The sequence below is a fragment of the Clavibacter sp. MX14-G9D genome (assembly GCF_032917815.1).
Taxonomy (GTDB): Bacteria; Actinomycetota; Actinomycetes; order Actinomycetales; family Microbacteriaceae; genus Clavibacter; species Clavibacter michiganensis_K.
The window spans coordinates 1-18,186 of sequence record NZ_JAVCVL010000034.1 but is presented as its reverse complement, the minus strand read 5'-3'; the positions used below and the strand labels follow the sequence as shown (position 1 = coordinate 18,186).

15 protein-coding genes and 2 tRNA genes are annotated in these 18,186 nt (G+C 72.6%); 7 read left to right on the top strand and 10 right to left on the bottom strand.

Features of this window, described 5'->3' with window-relative positions; translation table 11 throughout:
- The coding region (locus Q6969_RS05300) for a hypothetical protein (protein ID WP_317229495.1) at window positions 1-388 on the bottom strand (388 nt) is incomplete at its 3' end.
- 221 nt (window positions 389-609) lie between these two features.
- A tRNA-Gly gene (locus tag Q6969_RS05295) sits at window positions 610-680 on the bottom strand.
- Between the two features lie 191 nt (window positions 681-871).
- Here Q6969_RS05295 and Q6969_RS05290 point away from each other — a divergent pair.
- The 4 genes from Q6969_RS05290 (at window position 872) to Q6969_RS05275 (ending at window position 3,991) form a co-directional block, all read left to right on the top strand.
- Window positions 872-947: transfer RNA gene (locus tag Q6969_RS05290), tRNA-Pro, on the top strand.
- A gap of 65 nt (window positions 948-1,012) precedes the next feature.
- Window positions 1,013-2,476 (top strand): trigger factor, encoded by a 1,464-nt coding sequence (gene tig, locus Q6969_RS05285; RefSeq protein ID WP_317229494.1) that lies wholly within the window; start codon window positions 1,013-1,015, stop codon window positions 2,474-2,476.
- Window positions 2,477-2,686: 210 nt separating this feature from the next.
- Window positions 2,687-3,274: an ATP-dependent Clp protease proteolytic subunit gene (locus Q6969_RS05280; RefSeq protein WP_012038150.1), complete on the top strand. Its 588-nt coding sequence runs from the start codon at window positions 2,687-2,689 to the stop codon at window positions 3,272-3,274.
- A 36-nt stretch (window positions 3,275-3,310) separates the two neighbouring features.
- Window positions 3,311-3,991, top strand: a complete 681-nt coding sequence (locus tag Q6969_RS05275; RefSeq protein WP_012038151.1) for an ATP-dependent Clp protease proteolytic subunit — start codon at window positions 3,311-3,313, stop codon at window positions 3,989-3,991.
- Window positions 3,992-4,050: 59 nt separating this feature from the next.
- On the opposite strand, the gene sfnG is transcribed toward Q6969_RS05275, so the two are convergent.
- The gene (gene sfnG, locus Q6969_RS05270) at window positions 4,051-5,193 is read right to left on the bottom strand and encodes a dimethylsulfone monooxygenase SfnG (RefSeq protein ID WP_317229493.1); all 1,143 of its coding nucleotides are present in this window, start codon (window positions 5,191-5,193) and stop codon (window positions 4,051-4,053) included.
- A 166-nt stretch (window positions 5,194-5,359) separates the two neighbouring features.
- Between sfnG and clpX the strand changes: the two genes are divergently transcribed.
- Window positions 5,360-6,640 (top strand): ATP-dependent Clp protease ATP-binding subunit ClpX, encoded by a 1,281-nt coding sequence (gene clpX / locus Q6969_RS05265; RefSeq protein ID WP_094115696.1) that lies wholly within the window; start codon window positions 5,360-5,362, stop codon window positions 6,638-6,640.
- A 94-nt stretch (window positions 6,641-6,734) separates the two neighbouring features.
- Here clpX and Q6969_RS05260 read toward each other — a convergent pair whose 3' ends face one another.
- Window positions 6,735-8,798, bottom strand: coding sequence for a M3 family metallopeptidase (locus tag Q6969_RS05260; protein WP_317229492.1), 2,064 nt, complete (start codon window positions 8,796-8,798; stop codon window positions 6,735-6,737).
- A gap of 40 nt (window positions 8,799-8,838) precedes the next feature.
- Between Q6969_RS05260 and Q6969_RS05255 the strand changes: the two genes are divergently transcribed.
- Window positions 8,839-9,642 carry a methyltransferase domain-containing protein gene (locus Q6969_RS05255; RefSeq protein ID WP_317229491.1) on the top strand — a complete coding sequence of 268 codons (804 nt, stop codon included), beginning with the start codon at window positions 8,839-8,841 and terminating at the stop codon, window positions 9,640-9,642.
- Window positions 9,643-9,713: 71 nt separating this feature from the next.
- Here the strand turns inward: Q6969_RS05255 and Q6969_RS05250 are convergent, their stop codons facing one another.
- The 5 genes from Q6969_RS05250 to Q6969_RS05230 all read right to left on the bottom strand — a co-directional run bounded on the left by Q6969_RS05250 (window position 9,714) and on the right by Q6969_RS05230 (window position 15,823).
- Window positions 9,714-10,208: a MarR family transcriptional regulator gene (locus tag Q6969_RS05250; protein ID WP_317229490.1), complete on the bottom strand. Its 495-nt coding sequence runs from the start codon at window positions 10,206-10,208 to the stop codon at window positions 9,714-9,716.
- 169 nt (window positions 10,209-10,377) lie between these two features.
- Window positions 10,378-10,641: a hypothetical protein gene (locus tag Q6969_RS05245; protein ID WP_094115700.1), complete on the bottom strand. Its 264-nt coding sequence runs from the start codon at window positions 10,639-10,641 to the stop codon at window positions 10,378-10,380.
- A complete protein-coding gene (locus Q6969_RS05240) occupies window positions 10,641-11,093 on the bottom strand; it encodes a GNAT family N-acetyltransferase (protein WP_317229489.1) in 453 nt (150 codons plus the stop codon). The genes Q6969_RS05245 and Q6969_RS05240 overlap by 1 nt, the downstream gene beginning before the upstream one ends.
- A complete protein-coding gene (gene valS / locus Q6969_RS05235) occupies window positions 11,090-13,738 on the bottom strand; it encodes a valine--tRNA ligase (protein ID WP_317229488.1) in 2,649 nt (882 codons plus the stop codon). The genes Q6969_RS05240 and valS overlap by 4 nt, the downstream gene beginning before the upstream one ends.
- Before the next feature lie 135 nt (window positions 13,739-13,873).
- Window positions 13,874-15,823, bottom strand: coding sequence for a phosphoenolpyruvate carboxykinase (GTP) (locus Q6969_RS05230; RefSeq protein ID WP_317229487.1), 1,950 nt, complete (start codon window positions 15,821-15,823; stop codon window positions 13,874-13,876).
- Between the two features lie 110 nt (window positions 15,824-15,933).
- Between Q6969_RS05230 and Q6969_RS05225 the strand changes: the two genes are divergently transcribed.
- The gene (locus Q6969_RS05225) at window positions 15,934-17,361 is read left to right on the top strand and encodes a helix-turn-helix domain-containing protein (RefSeq protein WP_317229486.1); all 1,428 of its coding nucleotides are present in this window, start codon (window positions 15,934-15,936) and stop codon (window positions 17,359-17,361) included.
- Window positions 17,362-17,370: 9 nt separating this feature from the next.
- Here Q6969_RS05225 and Q6969_RS05220 read toward each other — a convergent pair.
- Window positions 17,371-18,186: ATP-binding cassette domain-containing protein (locus Q6969_RS05220; protein ID WP_317229485.1), on the bottom strand; the 816-nt coding region annotated here is incomplete at its 5' end.

Genomic DNA, 18,186 nt, shown 5'->3' with positions numbered 1-18,186 from the left:
CGGCTCGAGGAGGTGCGATGCCGGCGGCCGTCGACGGGGAGACCGCACCGGCGGCCTCGGCACGCGCCGCCTCCGCGGTGCGCGCAGCGCGGTGGGCCTCCGTGGTGCGTGCGGCCGCCCAGTCGCGCATGGAGCCGAGCAGCCGCGTGCGGTCGTCCACGAGCCCGACGATGTCCGCGGAGACGCGGAGGACCTCGGCGGCCCCGGGCGCCCGGACGTCGAGGCCGCACCTGGCGCAGACCAGGGCGCCGAGCGGGGCGAAGCAGGAGGGGCACAGGTCCGTGCGGAGGAGATGCTCGGCCCGATCCGGCCAGGAGGCTCCGGTACGAGGTGCCGCGCCGTGGTCCGCATCCGTCCGAGGGCCGGTTCCCGCGTCGTCCGTGACCATGTATGCCCCCTGCGCTCGCTCAGGCGGATATGCGCATCCACCCGCCGCTCAGGACGCTATCGGGAACCCGGCCCGCTGTGAGGGCCGGGACCCCGAACGGGGGCCCGTCGCGAGGGGCGCCACCTGGGGAGGGACCGCGGATGCAGCGGCCGGCCGCCCGCCGGCGTCGGACGCAGCCACGGCGGTGGGCCCGCGTGCACGGACGAGGAGAGGGTCAGGAGAGGGGATGACGGGAATCGAACCCGCGTGATCAGTTTGGAAGACTGAGGCTCTACCATTGAGCTACATCCCCGCGATGCCGGTGCCGCCGCCCCCGAGGGGCCGTGCGCCGGATGCGCGGGGTCCAGCGTAGCGCAGCCTCCCGTCGCCGGTGACCAGCGCCCGGCACGAGTCGGATAGGCTGTGCCACGGTCGGATCGGCTTCCGCGCGCCTGCACGTCGAGGTGGACGGTGCCCGCGCCGACCGAGGGAATGCGTGGCAGCCGGGGCGTAGCGTAGTGGCTAGCGCGTCCGCTTTGGGAGCGGAAGACCGCAGGTTCGAGTCCTGTCGCCCCGACCACATCCCCGACGACGAAATGCCGTCTCAGCCGAGGCGCGTACCGCGAACACAGGAGAACTCCACACGTGAAGACCACGGTCGAAAAGCTGAGCCCCACGCGCGTCAAGCTCGCGATCTCTGCCACCCCCGAAGACCTGAAGCCGCACATCGACCACGCATACGGCCACATCGCCGAGCAGGTCAACATCCCCGGCTTCCGCAAGGGCAAGGTGCCGCCCGCCATCATCGACCAGCGCGTCGGTCGCGAGGCCGTGCTGGAGCACGCCGTCAACGACGGCATGGACGGCTTCTACCAGGCCGCCGTCAAGGAGTCGGACATCCGCCCCCTCGGCCGCCCCGAGGCGGACGTCAAGGAGTGGCCCGGCAAGGACCTCACCGGCGACCTGCTCCTCGAGATCGAGGTCGACGTCCGTCCCGAGTTCGACCTGCCGTCCTACGAGGGCCTCGAGCTCACCGTGGACTCCGTCGAGGTCACCGACGACGAGGTCGGCACCGAGCTCGACAGCCTGCGCAGCCGCTTCGGCACGCTGATCACGGTCGACCGCCCCGCGAAGACGGGCGACTTCGTGCAGATCGACCTCACCGCGACCATCGCCGGCAACGCCGTCGACACCGCGAGCGGCATCTCCTACGAGCTCGGCTCCGGCGACCTCATCGACGGCATCGACGAGGCGCTCGAGTCCCTCACCGCGGGTGAGAGCACCACCTTCGAGTCGAAGCTGCTCGGCGGCGACAACGAGGGCGAGACGGCCGAGATCGCCGTCACCGTCCAGTCCGTCAAGGAGCGCGAGCTGCCCGAGGCCGACGACGACTTCGCCCAGATCGCCAGCGAGTTCGACACCATCGACGAGCTGCGCGAGGACCTCAAGGCGCAGGTCGGCAAGTCGAAGGTGTTCGGCCAGGTCACCCAGGCCCGCGACCAGATCGTCGACAAGCTCCTCGAGGGCGTCGAGATCCCCGTGCCCGAGAAGCTCGTCGAGGACGAGGTGCACCGCCACCTGGAGAACGAGAACCGCCTCGAGGACGACGTGCACCGCGCCGAGGTCAAGGAGTCCAGCGAGAAGGCGTTCCGCCAGCAGCTGCTCCTCGACGTCATCGCCGAGAAGGAGGAGCTGAAGGTCAGCCAGGACGAGCTGACCCAGTACCTCATCCAGGGCGCGCAGCAGTACAACATGGAGCCGAACGAGTTCGTCCAGGTGCTGCAGCAGAACAACCAGATCCCCGCGATGGTCGGCGAGGTCGCGCGCAACAAGGCCCTCGCGGTCGTGCTCGACAAGGCGAAGGTCGTGGACGCCGACGGCAAGGTCGTCGACGTCACCGAGTTCACGCAGCCCGTCGTCCGTGACGCCGACGCCGACGCCGCCGAGCCCGCCGACGCGGACGCCGAGGCCGTCGTCGCCGACGCTCCCGCGGAGGAGGCCGAGGCCCCCGCCGAGGCCGCCGTCGTCGAGGAGGCGCCCGCCGAGAAGCCGAAGAAGAAGGCGGCGCCCAAGAAGAAGGCCGCCCCGAAGGCCGCCGACTCCGAGTAGTCGCATCCGTCGGCCGCACGCACGCGGTCGGCAGCACGAGGGCCCGGGGAGCGCACGCTCCCCGGGCCCTCGTGCGTCCGGCTGCACCGCGGCGGCACCGCTCCGCCCGCGGCGGCGGCACCGCTCCGCCCGCGGCGAACACGGCGATCGGGCGGACGGTGCTCCGATAGATTCGTGACTCGAAGCGACGAATGAATGGGAGCTCGAACAATGGCCGAACCGACACTGGTACCCGGTGTTTTTGACCGACTGCTGAAGGACCGCATCATCTGGCTCGGATCCGAGGTCCGCGACGACAACGCGAACGAGATCTGCGCGAAGATCCTGCTGCTGGCGGCGGAGGACTCCGAGAAGGACATCTTCCTGTACATCAACTCGCCCGGCGGTTCCATCACCGCGGGCATGGCCATCTACGACACCATGCAGTTCGTCCCCAACGACATCGTCACCGTGGGGATCGGCATGGCCGCCTCCATGGGCCAGCTGCTCCTCACGAGCGGCACCAAGGGCAAGCGCTACATCACGCCGAACGCGCGCGTGCTGCTGCACCAGCCCCACGGCGGCTTCGGCGGCACGTCGAGCGACATCCAGACGCAGGCCCAGCTCATCCTCTCGATGAAGCAGCGCCTCGCCGAGATCACCGCGGGCCAGACCGGCAAGACCGCCGAGCAGATCAACGAGGACGGCGACCGCGACCGCTGGTTCACCGCCCAGGAGGCCCTCGAGTACGGCTTCGTCGACCACATCCGCGAGTCGGCGACCGACGTCGTCGGCGGCGGCGGCACCGAGACCTCCTAGAGCCCGCGACAGAGTAGACAGGTAAGAGAAGAGAACATGGAACTCCCCACCTTCGGCGGCGCCCGCGGCGCCGGCTCCACCGCCACGAGCCCGTCGTCGCGGTACATCCTCCCCAGCTTCGAGGAGCGCACGGCCTACGGCTACAAGCGGCAGGACCCCTACGCGAAGCTCTTCGAGGACCGCATCATCTTCCTCGGCGTGCAGGTCGACGACGCGTCCGCCGACGACGTCATGGCCCAGCTGCTCGTGCTCGAGTCGATGGACCCCGACCGCGACATCGTGATGTACATCAACTCGCCCGGCGGCTCCTTCACGGCCATGACGGCGATCTACGACACGATGCAGTACGTCTCGCCGCAGATCCAGACCGTGTGCCTCGGTCAGGCCGCCTCGGCGGCGGCTGTCCTTCTCGCGGGCGGAGCGCCCGGGAAGCGCCTCGCGCTCCCCAACGCGCGCGTGCTGATCCACCAGCCCGCGACGGGCGAGTCCAGCGGCGGCCAGGCCTCCGACATCGAGATCCAGGCGGCGGAGATCATGCGCATGCGCTCCTGGCTCGAGGACACGCTCGCGAAGCACACCAACCGCGACCGTGACCAGATCAACCGCGACATCGAGCGCGACAAGATCCTCGGCGCGGACGAGGCCCTGGAGTACGGCCTCATCGACCAGGTGCTCACCTCGCGCAAGAACCTGACGGCGGCGATCCCCGCCCGCTAGGACCTGCACGGAGGAGGGGCGGTCGGCTGATGCCGACCGCCCCTCCTGCGCGTCCCGTGTCAGGCGGCGGGCTCCTCCAGCTCGCCGCGCTCGACGGCCTCGCGCTCGAGCTCGCGGACGATGGGCAGGATGTCGGTGCCGAACCGGTCGATGTCCTCCAGGTAGTGGAGGAAGCCGAGCAGCAGGAGGTCGACGCCGCGCTTGCGGTACTCGACCATGCGGCGGGCGATCTGCTCCGGCGTGCCGATGAGACCGGTGCGGAAGCCGTCGTTGTACTGCACGAGGTCGCGGAACGTGGAGTCGGACCACATGCCCTTTCCATCGCCGGTCGACGCGCCCGCCTGCCGCACCGCCTGCCGGAAGCCCTCGACCGCGTCGGGGTTGGCCTTCGCGATGATCTCCTCGAGCACCTCCTGCGCCTCCTGCTCCGTGTCCCGGGCGATGACGAAGCCGTTCAGGCCGAAGCGCACGCGCTCGGTGCGCCCGGCCGCGCGTGCGGAGGCCAGGACGTCGGCGCGCTGCTCCTCGAAGCCGGCGAAGTCCTTCCCGTTGGAGAAGTACCAGTCCGTGACGCGGCCGCCCATGGCGCGCGCGTCGGTGCTGTTGCCGCCCATGAAGATCTCGGGGTGCGCGCGGCCGGGCACGGCGACGGGCGGCGGCTTCAGGGTGAAGTCGTGGATCCGGTAGAAGTCGCCCAGGTGCGTGAAGTCCTGCTCCGTCCAGAGGCCCCGCAGCACCCGGATGAACTCCTCGGTGCGGCGGTACCGCTCGCCGTGCTCGAGCCACGGCTCGCCGAAGCCGACGAACTCGTCCTTCAGCCAGCCGGAGACGACGTTGACCGCCGCCCGGCCGTGCGACATGTGGTCGGCCGTGATGATCCACTTCGCGAGCACGCCAGGGTGCCAGAGCCCGGGGTGCACGGCCGCGATGACCTTGAGGCGCTCGGTGGCGAGCAGGAGGCCCAGCGAGAACGACGTGGACTCGTGCTGCTGGTCGGCGCCGTAGGAGGCGGCGTACCGCACCTGGCTGAGCGCGTAGTCGAAGCCGCGCTGCTCGGCGAGCTGCGCCACCCGGACGTTGAAGTCGAAGTCGAAGTGGGTGCGCTGCTCGATGTCGCTCGTCACGAGGCCGCCCGAGACGTTCGGGACCCAGTAGGCGAAGGACAGCGCGTCGGGGGATGCGGTGGCGGGGTTCTCGGTCATGCGGACATGGTGGGTGCGCCGGCTCCACGACGCCCCGTGTGTTGCGCCGTGTGACGCATCCGCGGACGCGGATACCACGCGACGGGCCGTGCTCCCAGGGGTCCGGGCGATGTCCCATGCACGGGTTAGGCTCGTGGCACACCGCACGACTTCCGGGGAGGCATTCATGGCACGCATCGGCGAGAGCGCGGATCTGCTCAAGTGCTCCTTCTGCGGGAAGAGCCAGAAGCAGGTCCAGCAGCTGATCGCGGGACCGGGCGTCTACATCTGCGACGAGTGCGTGGAGCTCTGCAACGAGATCATCGAGGAGCGCCTGGCCGAGGCCAGCGAGGAGACGACGGGGGAGTTCGAGCTCCCCAAGCCCAAGGAGATCTTCGGCTTCCTCGACGAGTACGTCATCGGGCAGGAGGCCGCCAAGCGCGCCCTGTCCGTCGCCGTCTACAACCACTACAAGCGCGTCCGCGCCGTCGGCACCATCGGCCCGGCCGAGACCGTGGGCGACGAGATCGAGATCGCGAAGAGCAACATCCTCCTCATCGGCCCCACCGGCTGCGGCAAGACCTACCTGGCGCAGACGCTCGCGAAGCGCCTCAACGTGCCGTTCGCCGTCGCGGACGCGACCGCGCTGACGGAGGCCGGCTACGTGGGCGAGGACGTCGAGAACATCCTCCTCAAGCTCATCCAGGCGGCCGACTACGACGTGAAGCGCGCCGAGACGGGCATCATCTACATCGACGAGGTCGACAAGATCGCGCGGAAGGCCGAGAACCCCAGCATCACGCGCGACGTGTCGGGCGAGGGCGTGCAGCAGGCGCTGCTGAAGATCCTCGAGGGCACCGTCGCCTCCGTGCCGCCGCAGGGCGGGCGCAAGCACCCGCACCAGGAGTTCATCCAGGTCGACACGACCAACGTGCTCTTCATCGTCGCGGGGGCGTTCGCGGGGCTCGAGGACATCATCAGCCAGCGCGCGGGCAAGAAGGGCATCGGCTTCGGCGCCCCGCTGCACCGCAAGGACGTCAACGCGGACGTGTTCGGCGAGGTGCTGCCCGAGGACCTGCACAAGTTCGGGCTCATCCCCGAGTTCATCGGCCGCCTGCCCGTCGTGACGACGGTCACCCAGCTCGACCAGCGCGCGCTGATGGAGATCCTCACCAAGCCGCGCAACGCGCTCGTCCGCCAGTACCAGCGCATGTTCGAGCTCGACGGCGTGGAGCTGGAGTTCGAGCAGGGGGCCCTCGAGTCCATCGCCGACCTCGCCGTGCTGCGGCAGACCGGCGCCCGCGGGCTCCGCGCGATCCTCGAGGAGGTGCTCGGGCCGATCATGTTCGACATCCCGTCGGACGACGAGGTGGGCCGCGTCGTCATCACCCGCGAGTCCGTGGTGCAGAATGCCGCGCCGACGATCGTGCCGCGCGCGTCCCTGCTGCGGGCGGAGAAGTCCGCCTGACGCGCTGAGCGCCCGGCACGCTCGGTGTCCGGCCCGCGCACGAGAGCGCCGCACCCCTCGGGGGTGCGGCGCTCTCGTCGTCGTGCCCCGTGCCTCAGTCGGCGAGCCCCCGGCGCGCGAGCAGCGGCTCGATGACCGCGTCGCGGCCGCGGAAGTCCCGGTACGCCTCGAGCGGGTCCTTCGACCCGCCGACGCCGAGCAGCCTCGAGCGGAACCGGTCGCCGTTCGCGCGCGTGAGGCCGCCGTTCTCGTGGAACCACTCGACCGTGTCCGCGTCGAGCACCTCGCTCCAGATGTACGAGTAGTAGCCGGCGTCGTAGCCACCCGCGAACGTGTGCTGGAAGTAGCTCGACGCGTAGCGGGGGAGCACGGCGGGCACGTCGAGACCGACGGCGGCGAGGGCCTCAGCCTGGAACGCGTCGACGTCCTCGACCACGTCGTCGACGCCGATCCGGTGCCACGCCTGGTCCAGGAGCGCGGCGCCCAGGTACTCGCTCGTGAGGAATCCCTCGTTGAAGGCGCTCGAGGCCTGCACGGCGGCGACCAGCTCCGCGGGCATCGGCTCCCCGGTCTCGTGGTGCACCGCGTACGAGGCGAGGACCTCGGGCCACAGCATCCACATCTCGTTCACCTGGCTCGGGAACTCGACGAAGTCGCGGAAGACGTTCGTGCCGGCGAACCGCGGGTAGGTGACGCGGGCGAAGAGCCCGTGCAGGGCATGCCCGAACTCGTGGAACAGCGTGTTCGTCTCGTCGTAGCTGAGGAGGGTCGGCTGGCCCGCGGGCGGCTTCGGGACGTTGAGGTTGTTGAGCACCACGGTGGGCGTGTCGAGCAGGGCGCTCTGGGAGATCAGCGGGTTCATCCAGGCACCGCCGCGCTTCGAGTCGCGCGTGTGCAGGTCGAGCACGTACAGGCCGACCGGTCCGCCGTCCTCGTCGCGCACCTCGAAGACGCGGGCGTCGGGGTGGTACGCCTGGATGTCGGGGCGCTCGGTGAACGTGACGCCGTACAGCAGGGTGGCCGCGCGGAAGACGCCGTCGTGGAGGACGCGGTCCGCCTCGAGGTAGGGGCGCATGCGCTCCGTGTCGACGTCGTAGCGCTCGGTGCGCACCCGCTCGCTGTAGAACGCCCAGTCCCAGGAGGCGAGCTCGAACGACGGCTCGCCGCGCTCCTCCTGCGTGCGGTCGATGACGCGCTGCAGCTCGACGGCCTCGGCGCGGGCGTTGCGCGCCGCGGCGGGGGCGAGCCGGCCGAGCATCTCGGCCACGGCCTCGGGGGTGCCCGCCGTCTGGTCGGACGTGACGGCGGCGGCGTGGCTCGGGAAGCCGAGGAGGGCGGCGCGCTCGGCCCGGAGCCGCGTGATCTCGAGCACGAGCGGGCGGTTGTCGTGCGCTCCGCCCCGGGCGCCGCGCGCGAGCGACGCCTCCATGATCCGCCGGCGGAGCGCGCGGTCGGTGAGCTGCGCCAGGTACGGGTGGCCGGTGGGCAGGACGAGGGTGATGAGGTGCCGGCCCTCGAGCCCGCGGTCGGCGGCGGCCTGGGCCGCGGCGGCGATCGCGCCCTCGCCGAGGCCGTCGAGCTGCGCGGGGTCGTCCACGACCACGGCGAGGTCGTTGGTGTCCTCCAGGAGGTTCGATTCGAAGCGCGTGGTCAGCGTGGACAGGCGGCGGTTCAGGTCGCGCAGGCGGTCCTTCGCCGCGTCGTCGAGGCCGGCGCCGGCCACGGTGAACTCGGCCAGGTACCGCTCCACGAGGTAGACGGACTCGGCGTCCAGGCCCGCGTCGTGCCGTGCGTCGTGCACGGCGCGGATGCGCGCGTAGAGGGCGGAGTCGAGCCGGATGGCGTCCGAGTGGGCGGCGAGCTCGGGCGCGATCCACGCGTCGAGCTCCCGGGTCCACTCCGAGCTGTCGGCCGAGGTCAGGGTGAAGAAGACGTGGCTGACGCGGTCCAGCGTGCGGCCGGCGAGCTCGAGGGCGACGAGCGTGTTCTCGAAGGTGGGCGGCTCGGGGGAGTCGGCGATCGCGCGGACCTCGGCCAGGTGCTCCGCGATGCCGGCCTCGAACGCGGGCCGGAAGTGCTCCTCGCGGATGTCGGCGAACGGGGGCATGCCGTAGGGGAGGGTGCTCGGCTCGAGGAAGGGGTTCGGGGGCGTCGTCATACGGTCGAGCCTAGGCCGGACGCCCGCTTAGGCTCGGACGGTGACGAGCGAGCGATACACCCACGGCCACCACGAGAGCGTCCTCCGCGTGCACAGCGCGCGGACCGTCCGGAACTCCGCCGCCTACCTGGAGCCGCACCTGCGGCCGGGCCTCGACGTGCTGGACGTCGGGAGCGGGCCCGGCACCATCACGGTGGAGCTCGCCGACATCGTCGCGCCCGGACGGGTGGTGGGCCTCGACATGTCGGACGACGTGGTCCGGCAGGCGCAGGCCCTCGCCGAGGGCCGCGGGACGGGCAACGTCGAGTTCGTGGTCGGCTCGGTGTACGAGCTGCCCTACGACGACGCGTCCTTCGACGTCGTGCACGCGCACCAGGTGCTGCAGCACGTCGGTGACCCCGTGCGCGCCCTCGCGGAGATGCGGCGCGTCACCCGGCCCGGGGGGCTCGTCGCCGCGCGCGACGTCATCTACTCCAAGGTCGCCCTGCACCCGGAGTCCGACGGCCTCCGGCTGTGGGCGGACGTCTACCTGCCCGTGCACCGCGCCAACGGCGGCGAGCCCGACGCCGGATCGCGGCTCAAGGCCTGGGCGCGCGCGGCCGGCTTCACCGACATCGCCTCGAGCGCGTCCGTCTGGTGCTTCTCCTCCGACGACGAGCGCGCCTGGTGGGGTGGCGCGTGGGCCGACCGGGCCGTGGCCTCGTCCTTCGCGGGGCAGGCGCTCGACGGCGGCTTCGCCGACGACGACGACCTGCAGGCCATCCGCGCGGGATGGCAGGGATGGGCGGCGGACGACGACGGCTTCCTCGCCATGCCGCACGGGGAGATCCTCGCGCGGCGCTGAACCGCACCCTCCCGCGCTGTCGCGCGCGCCGTGACGTGATGCGCGACCCGTGATGGCGGCCGACGGGCGCCCTAACCGGGGGCGTCGACGCCCCGGAGGCTCCGGAGGACGGCGGTGGTCCGATCGACCTCGTCGTCGAGGCGGCCGTCGTGGCCCACGAGGGCGCGACGCACCCACGCGACGCGGGCGCGGTCGATGCGCATCAGCATCTCGCGGCCCGACGGCCCGAGCGTCAGGACGATCTCGTCCCCGTCCGGCGTCTCGACGACGAACCGCCGGTGCACGAGGCTCGCGAGGCCCGGCGCGACGGCGGCGCGGGACGTGCGGCACCGGATCATGAGGTCGATGCGGGTCACCCGGTCGTAGCGTGCGATGATGCGGAGGAACAGCACCTGGAGGCCGGTCAGCGGCTCCCACACGGGCACCAGCGCCTCGTGCATGTCGTCCGACAGCGTCATGACCGCCTCGGCCAGGCGGCCCAGCGCGTCGTCGGTCGGCCCGGCGTCGCTCGGGGCTGCGGTCGTCGCGACGGACTCGCCGTCCGTCCTCCCCTCGGCGGAGTCCATGTCGTCCCCTGTCGTCTCAGCGGGCACCCGTCGCGGTCACCACGGCATGGGACCGGCGGCGGGGTCCGGGCCGGTCGGTCCTGACCTCGAGGATGGCACAGCGGCCCTGCTCCGCGCCGCCGTCAGGGTCAGGCGAGGAGGGGCGCGACGTCGTCGCGCGAGCTGCCGGTCAGTCGTCGAAGGGGTCGTCCGTGGACTCGCCCGGGATGGTGATCGTCGCCGCATCCTCGATCGGGTCGTAGCGGATGACCGTGCCGTCGTCGAGCTCGACGACGGGCTTGCGCTCGAGCCACGTGAGCGTCCAGCGCCACGCGGACGTGTCGGCGTCGAGCGCCACCACGTCGGACTCGACCGTCTTCACGGCGAGGAGCACGACCTCGGGGAGCTCCGCCGGGGCGGTGCCGCCGAGGGGCCATCGGGTGCCGAGCTGCATCAGACGTCCTGCTCGTACGTGACCCAGGTGGTGCGGCGGGCGACGCGGTCGTACAGGCGCTGCGCCGGCGCGTTGTCCTCGGCGGTGATCCAGCGGAGCATGCTCGCGCCGTCGCGGCGTGCGGCCTCGGCGACGGCCGTGACCAGCTGCTCGCCCACGCCCTGGCCCCGCGAGACCTCGCGGACGTACAGGTCGTCGAGCAGGAGGCCGTCGGTGCCGCGCGCGAGGCGCGCGAAGCGGTGGAAGTGCGCCAGGCCGACGAGGGCGCCCTCGTGCGCGTCGTCAACGGCGACGAGCGCGGTGCTGCCGTGCGCGTCGTCGATGATGTGGCTCCAGGCCAGCACGGCGTGCTCGTCCGTCAGCTCGGTGCCGTAGAACTCGGCGTAGCCGGCGAACAGGTCGAACCAGGGGAAGAAGTCGCCGTCGCGGACGGGGCGGATCGAGATGGTCATGCGTCGGTCTCTCCTCGGGGCTCGACGGGCGCGAGCGTGATGCGGGCGACGGCGGGGCCGTCCCCCTCGGTGAACTGCAGGTCGGTGATGCGGCCCACGGCGCGCAGGTCGCTCGCGACCAGCTCGAGCGAGCGGATGTCGTCCGCGGATGCCGAGACGACGGCCTCGGCGACCGGGGTCCTCTGGGACGCCTTGGCGTCGGTCTTCGCGCGGCGGATGCCGACGAGGGCCCGGCCGGCGAGGGCGAGGAGCCGCGGGTCGGCGGTGCCGCCCGTCGCCGGGGCCCCCGGGCGGGGAGCCGTCGGCCAGGCGGCCGTGTGGATCGAGCCCTCGTGCGACCAGCTCCAGGCCTCCTCCGCCGCGAACGGCACGAAGGGGGCGAAGAGGCGCAGCAGCACGTCGAGCGCCTCGCGGAGTGCCGCGACCGCGGAACCGCGGTCGGCCGGGTCGGCGTCGGCGGAGTAGGCGCGGTCCTTCACGAGCTCGAGGTAGTCGTCGCAGAACGTCCAGAAGAAGCTCTCGGTGACCTCCAGGGCCCGCGCGTGGTCGTACTCCTCGAGGGCGCTCGTGGCGGTCTCGACGACCTCCGCGAGGGCGGCGAGCATGCCCACGTCGATGGCGTGCGTGGCACGCGCATCCGCGGGGGCCTCGAACGAGAGGATGAACTTCGCCGCGTTCAGCACCTTGATGGCGAGGCGGCGGCCGATCTTGATCTGGGTCGGGTTCTGCGGGTCCATGGCGGCGTCGACGCCGAGCCGGGCGGAGGCCGCCCAGTAGCGGACCGCGTCCGAGCCGAACTGCTCGAGCGTGGCCGCGGGCGTGACGACGTTGCCCTTCGACTTCGACATCTTCTTGCGGTCGGGGTCGAGGATCCAGCCGGAGATCGCGGCCGTCCGCCACGGCGCGGCGCCGTGCTCGAGCTCGGCGCGGAGGACCGTGGAGAAGAGCCAGGTGCGGATGATGTCCTGGCCCTGCGGCCGCATGGAGAACGGGAAGACGAGGTCGAACAGCTCGGGGTCGCGCTCCCAGCCGCCCGCGAGCTGCGGGGTGAGGGAGGAGGTGGCCCAGGTGTCCATCACGTCGAGCTCGCCCTGGAATCCGCCGGGGACGCCGCGCTGCTCCTCGGCGTAGCCGGGTGCGGGATCCGACGACGGGTCGACGGGCAGCTGCTCCTCGGTGGGCGTGATGGCCTTCGCGAACTCCGGGTTGCCGTCGGCGTCGAGCGGGTACCAGACGGGCAGGGGCACGCCGAAGAAGCGCTGGCGGGAGACGAGCCAGTCGCCGTTGAGGCCGCCGACCCAGTTCTCGTAGCGCACGCGCATGAAGTCGGGGACGAAGCCGATCTCCCGGCCGCGGCCGATCAGGCTCTGGCGGAGCTCCTCGTCCCGGCCGCCGTTGCGGACGTACCACTGGCGGGTGGACACGATCTCGAGGGGCTTGTCGCCCTTCTCGTAGAACTTGACGGGGTGCGTGATCCTCCGCGGCTCGCCGAGGAGCTCGCCGGACTCCGTGAGGAGCTCCACCATCGCGGCCTTCGCGGAGAACACGGTCTTGCCCGCGATGGCCGCGTAGGCCTCGCGGCCGGCATCGGTCGCGATGGCGGACGGCGCCTCGGAGACGATGCGGCCGTCGAAGCCGACGATCGCGCGGTTCTCGAGCTGCAGCTCGCGCCACCACACGACGTCGTTCAGGTCGCCGAACGTGCATACCATCGCGATGCCGGAGCCCTTGTCGGGCTGGGCGAGGTGGTGCGCGAGCACGGGCACCTCGACGCCGAAGACGGGGGTGGTGACGGTCGTCCCGAACAGGCCCTGGTAGCGCTCGTCGTCCGGGTGGGCGACGAGGGCGACGCACGCCGCGAGGAGCTCGGGGCGCGTCGTGTCGATGATGACGTCGTCGCCGTCCGGGCGGTGGAACGCCAGGCGGTGGTAGGCGCTCGGCTGCTCGCGGTCCTCGAGCTCGGCCTGCGCGACCGCGGTGCGGAAGGTGACGTCCCACAGGGTCGGCGCGTCGGCCTGGTAGGCCTCGCCGCGGGCGAGGTTCCGGAGGAACGCGCGCTGCGAGGCGACCTGCGCCTCCTGGCCGATGGTGCGGTAGGTCTGGCGCCAGTCGACGCTCAGGCCGAGGGTGCGGAAGAGGTCCTCGAACTGCTTCTCGTCCTGCTCCGTGAGGCGCTCGCACAGCTCGATGAAGTTGCGGCGGGAGATGGGCTGCTGGTCGGCCGGCTTCGAGGTGCCGCCGGTCTCGGCGGGCACGTAGCCCGGGTCGTAGGGGAGGGTGGGGTCGCAGCGGACGCCGTAGAAGTTCTGCACGCGACGCTCGGTGGGGAGGCCGTTGTCGTCCCAGCCGAGCGGGTAGAAGACGGACTCGCCGCGCATCCGGCGGTAGCGGGCGATGACGTCCGTGTGCGTGTAGCTGAAGACGTGCCCGATGTGGAGCGATCCGCTGGCGGTGGGCGGCGGCGTGTCGATGGAGAACACGGTGCCCGCGGTGGCCTCGTCGCGGCGGAAGTCGTACGTGCCGTCGGCCTGCCAGCGGCTGCCCCACTTGGCCTCGAGGCCCTCGAGGGCCGGCTTGTCGGGGACCCGGGCGACGGGCGGTGCGGTCGCCTCCCGCGCGGTGTCCGGACGTCGTTCGTCAGCCATGCGTGCTCCGGTTCCCTCGTGTGGACGGCACCGTGTCGATGGTGAGGTGCCTGCTGTGCGGGGTTCAGGCTACCGGATGGGGACGGGCCGACCGGATGCGCGGGGCTCCCGGCCCCGCGCATCCGGCCCTCCGGGCTAGGCGGACCGCTCGCGCGCGGCCTCCACGAACGCCCGGCGCATGGCCTGGACCCGTGCCGTGAGCTCGGCCGGGACACGGCCGTCGAAGCGGGCGAAGTGGGCGTCCACGGTGTCGAGCTCCTCGAGCCAGGACGCGGGATCGAGCGCCAGCAGCTGGTCGAGGGCGCCGTCCACGAGGTCGAGGCCGGCGACGTCGAGGTCCGCCGCGCGGGGCAGCCCGCCGACGGGGCTCGGACGCACGGGCACGCGGTCCTCGACGCGGCGCAGGATCCATTCGAGCACCCGGGCGTTCTCCCCGAAGCCGGGCCAGAGGAACGCGCCGTCGTCGCCCGTCCGGAACCAGTTGACCTGGAAGACGCGGGGCGCCCCGGGCCCGAGGCCCCGGCCGACCTCGAGCCAGTGCCGCCAGTGGTCCGCCATGTCGTAGCCGCAGAACGGCTGCATCGCGAACGGGTCGTGCCGCAGCTCGCCGATCCGGCCCTCCGCGGCCGCCGTCCGCTCCGAGGCCATGGTCGCGCCCATCAGGACGCCGTGCTCCCAGTCCTCGGCCTCGGCCACGAGCGGGACGTTGGTGGCGCGCCGCCCGCCGAGGAGGATCGCGTCCACCACGACGCCGTCGGGGTCGTCCCAGTCGTCCGCGAGCGACGGGCACTGCTCGATCCCGACGGTGAAGCGCGCGTTGGGATGCGCGGCCGGGGTGCCGGGCGCGGGCGACCACGGGCGCCCCTGCCAGTCGAGGAGGCCCGCCGGCGGCCTCGGCGTCATGCCCTCCCACCAGACGTCGCCGTCGGGGCGGAGCGCCACGTTCGTGAAGATCGCGTTCCCCCACACGGTAGCCATCGCGTTCGGGTTGGTGGCCTCGCCCGTGCCCGGCGCGACGCCGAAGAGGCCGCGCTCGGGGTTCACGGCGCGCAGGCGCCCCTGCACGTCGGGGCGGAGCCAGGCGATGTCGTCGCCCAGCGTCTCGACCGTCCAGCCGGGGATGGTGGGGGTGAGCATGGCGAGGTTCGTCTTCCCGCAGGCGGACGGGAACGCGGCGGCCACGTGGAACCGGCGGCCCTCGGGGCTCGTGACGCGGATGAGCAGCATGTGCTCGGCCAGCCAGCCCTCGTCGCGCGCCATGACGGAGGCGATGCGGAGCGAGAAGCACTTCTTGCCGAGCAGGGCGTTGCCGCCGTATCCCGAGCCGAACGAGATGATCTCGCGCGCCTCCGGGAAGTGGCAGATGCGCTTGTCGGCGTTGTGCGGCCAGGGGACGTCCGCCGTGCGCCGGCCGGCGTCGTCGACGAGCGGCGCGCCCAGCCCGTGCAGCGCCCGCACCCACGCGGTGTCCGGCCCGATGCGGCGGAGCGCCTCGTCGCCCATGCGGGTCATGAGCGCCATGCTCGCGACGACGTAGGGGCTGTCGGTGATCTGCACCCCGAGCTGCGAGATCGCTCCGCCGAGCGGTCCCATGGAGAAGGGGACGACGTACAGGGTGCGCCCGCGCATCGACCCCGCGAGCAGGTCGTCGAGCTCGGCGCGCGTCGCCGCGGGGTCGCGCCAGTTGTTGGTGGGGCCGGCGTCGGCCGGGTCCTCCGAGCAGATGAAGGTGCGGTCCTCGACGCGCGCGACGTCCGCGGGGTCGCTGCGGGCGAGGAAGCTGTGCGGGCGCCACTCGGGGTTCAGGCGGATGAGCGTGCCGGCGTCCACCATCTCCCGCGTGAGGCGGTCGTACTCGGCGACGCTCCCCGTGCACCACACCACCCGGTCGGGGCGGGTGAGGCGGGCGACGTCGGCGACCCAGGCGGCGACGCGCGGATCGCGGGCGTGCGCCGGGGCGGCGGAGCCGGGCGGGAGGGGGCCGCTGTCGCGGTCCGGGCGGACGGCGCGGGGCGACGCGCCCCCGAAGCGGTCGTGCGCGCGGCCGGCGGTGCTGAGCGGGGGTGCGTCCTGCATGGTGGTCATGGATTCCGTCCTCGTCGATCGGGCTGTTGTTCCAGCCTGGGACCGGCCAGGATGGGGTTCGAGGATCCTGGGGCGTGAAGAAGCGCGGATGTTCACGGAGAGGTGAAGGAATGGACCAGCTCGTCATCGGCCGGCGCATCCGGCATGCGCGGAAGGGCGCGGGGCTCACGCTCCAGGCGCTGGGGGAGCGGGCGGGGATCCTGCCGAGCCAGCTGAGCATGATCGAGAACGGCCGCCGCGAGACCCGGCTGTCCACCCTCGGCCGCATCGCGGGCGCGCTCGGCGTCGACGTCACGCACCTGCTCGCGGACGCGGCGCCCGATGCGCGCTCGGCCCTCGAGATCGAGCTCGACCGGGCGCAGCGGTCCCCGCTCTACGGCGGGCTCGGCCTGCCCGCGGTGCCCGCCAGCCGCGCGCTGCCGCAGGAGACCCTCGAGGCGCTCGTCGGCCTGCACCGCGAGCTCGCGCGGCGGGCCCGCGAGTCGATCGCCACGCCCGAGGAGGCCCGGCGGGCGAACACCGAGCAGCGGCTCATGATGCGGGCCCGCGACAACCACCTCCCCGCCATCGAGACGCTGGCCGAGGCGATGCTCGCGGACGTCGGCCACAGCCGGGGCGCCCTCTCGCACCGCAGCGTGAGCCGGATGGCCGAGGGGCTCGGGTTCGAGCTCATCTACGTGGACGACCTGCCGCGGTCCACGCGCTCCGTGACCGACCTCGGCGAGGGCCGGATCTACCTGCCGCCGGCGTCGATCCCCGGCGGCCACGGCCTCCGGTCGATGGCGCTGCAGGCCATGGCGCACCGCGTCCTCGGGCACGAGGAGCCCGCCAGCTACGCCGACTTCCTGCGGCAGCGGCTGGAGATCAACTACTTTGCGGCCGCGTGCCTGATGCCGTTGACGCAGTCGGTCGAGTTCCTCGCGGAGGCGAAGTCGCGCCGCGACCTCGCCGTGGAGGACTTCCGGGACGCGTTCGGGGTGACGCACGAGGCGGCGGCGCTCCGCCTCACCAACATCAGCACCACGCACCTCGACCTCCGCGTGCACTTCCTGCGCGTGGGCGCGGACGGCGCGGTCTACAAGGCGTACGAGAACGACGGCCTGCCGCTGCCCGTCGACGTGACGGGCGCCGTCGAGGGCCAGCCGGTGTGCCGCGAGTGGGCGGCGCGCGGCGCCTTCGACCGGACGAACCGCACCACCGAGTTCCACCAGTACACGGACACGCCGGGCGGCACGTTCTGGTGCTCGACGCAGACCGGGTCCACGGCCGAGGGCGAGTACTCGATCACGTTCGGCGTGCCGTTCGCGCACGCCAAGTGGTTCCGCGGCCGGGAGACGACGGCGCGGAGCGCGTCGCGGTGCCCGGACGAGTCGTGCTGCCGTCGCGCCGACCCGGAGGACGCCGGCCGGTGGCGGGACCGGGCGTGGCCGAGCGCCCGCCTGCACGCGCACATCCTCGCGCCGCTGCCGCGTGGGGCCTTCCCGGGTGTCGACGACCGGGAGCTGTACGCGTTCCTCGACCGGCACGCCGGGGTCTGAGGCCGGCCCTCAGCGCGACGTGGGGTCGGGGTCGAGCCGGGGGACGGCGGCGAGGAGCGCCCGCGTGACGGGATGGGCGGGACGGGCGAGCACGTCGTCCGCTGACCCGCGCTCGACGACGCGGCCCTCGTCCATCACGAGGATCTCGTCGCTCATGTGCGCCACGACGCCGAGGTCGTGGGAGATGAGGAGGATGCCGAGGCCCAGCCGGCGCTGCAGCTCGTCGAGCAGGTCGAGCACCTGCGCCTGCACGGCGATGTCGAGGGCCGAGACCGGCTCGTCGCAGAGCAGGACGTCGGGCCGCGCGGCGAGGGCGCGGGCGATCGCGACGCGCTGGCGCTGGCCGCCCGAGAGGCGTGCCGGTCGGCGGCGGAGGACGAGCGCGGGATCGAGGCCGACCTGCGCGAGGAGCGTCGCCGGGGAGTCGACGGCGTCCGCGCCGCGGAGCCCCGCCACGGCGAGGGCGTCCTGGAGGATGCGGCCGACCGTCCAGCGCGGGTCGAACGACGCGAGCGGGTCCTGGTAGACGGCGCCGACGCGGGGCCGACGGGTGCGGCGGGCGCGCTCGGGGATCCCGCTCCACGGCTCGCCGTCGAGCGTCACGGTGCCCGCGTCGGGCTCCTCGAGCGCGAGGAGGAGCCGCGCGACGGTGGTCTTGCCGGACCCGGACCCGCCGACGAGGCCGAGCGTGCGGCCGCGGCGGACCTCCAGGTCCACGTCGTCGACGGCTGTGCGGACGGTGCCGCCCGGGCCCCGGTAGGAGCGGCCGAGGCCGGTGGCGCGGAGGACTACGTCCCCGGCGGCGGTCGCCGGGGCACCGGGGGG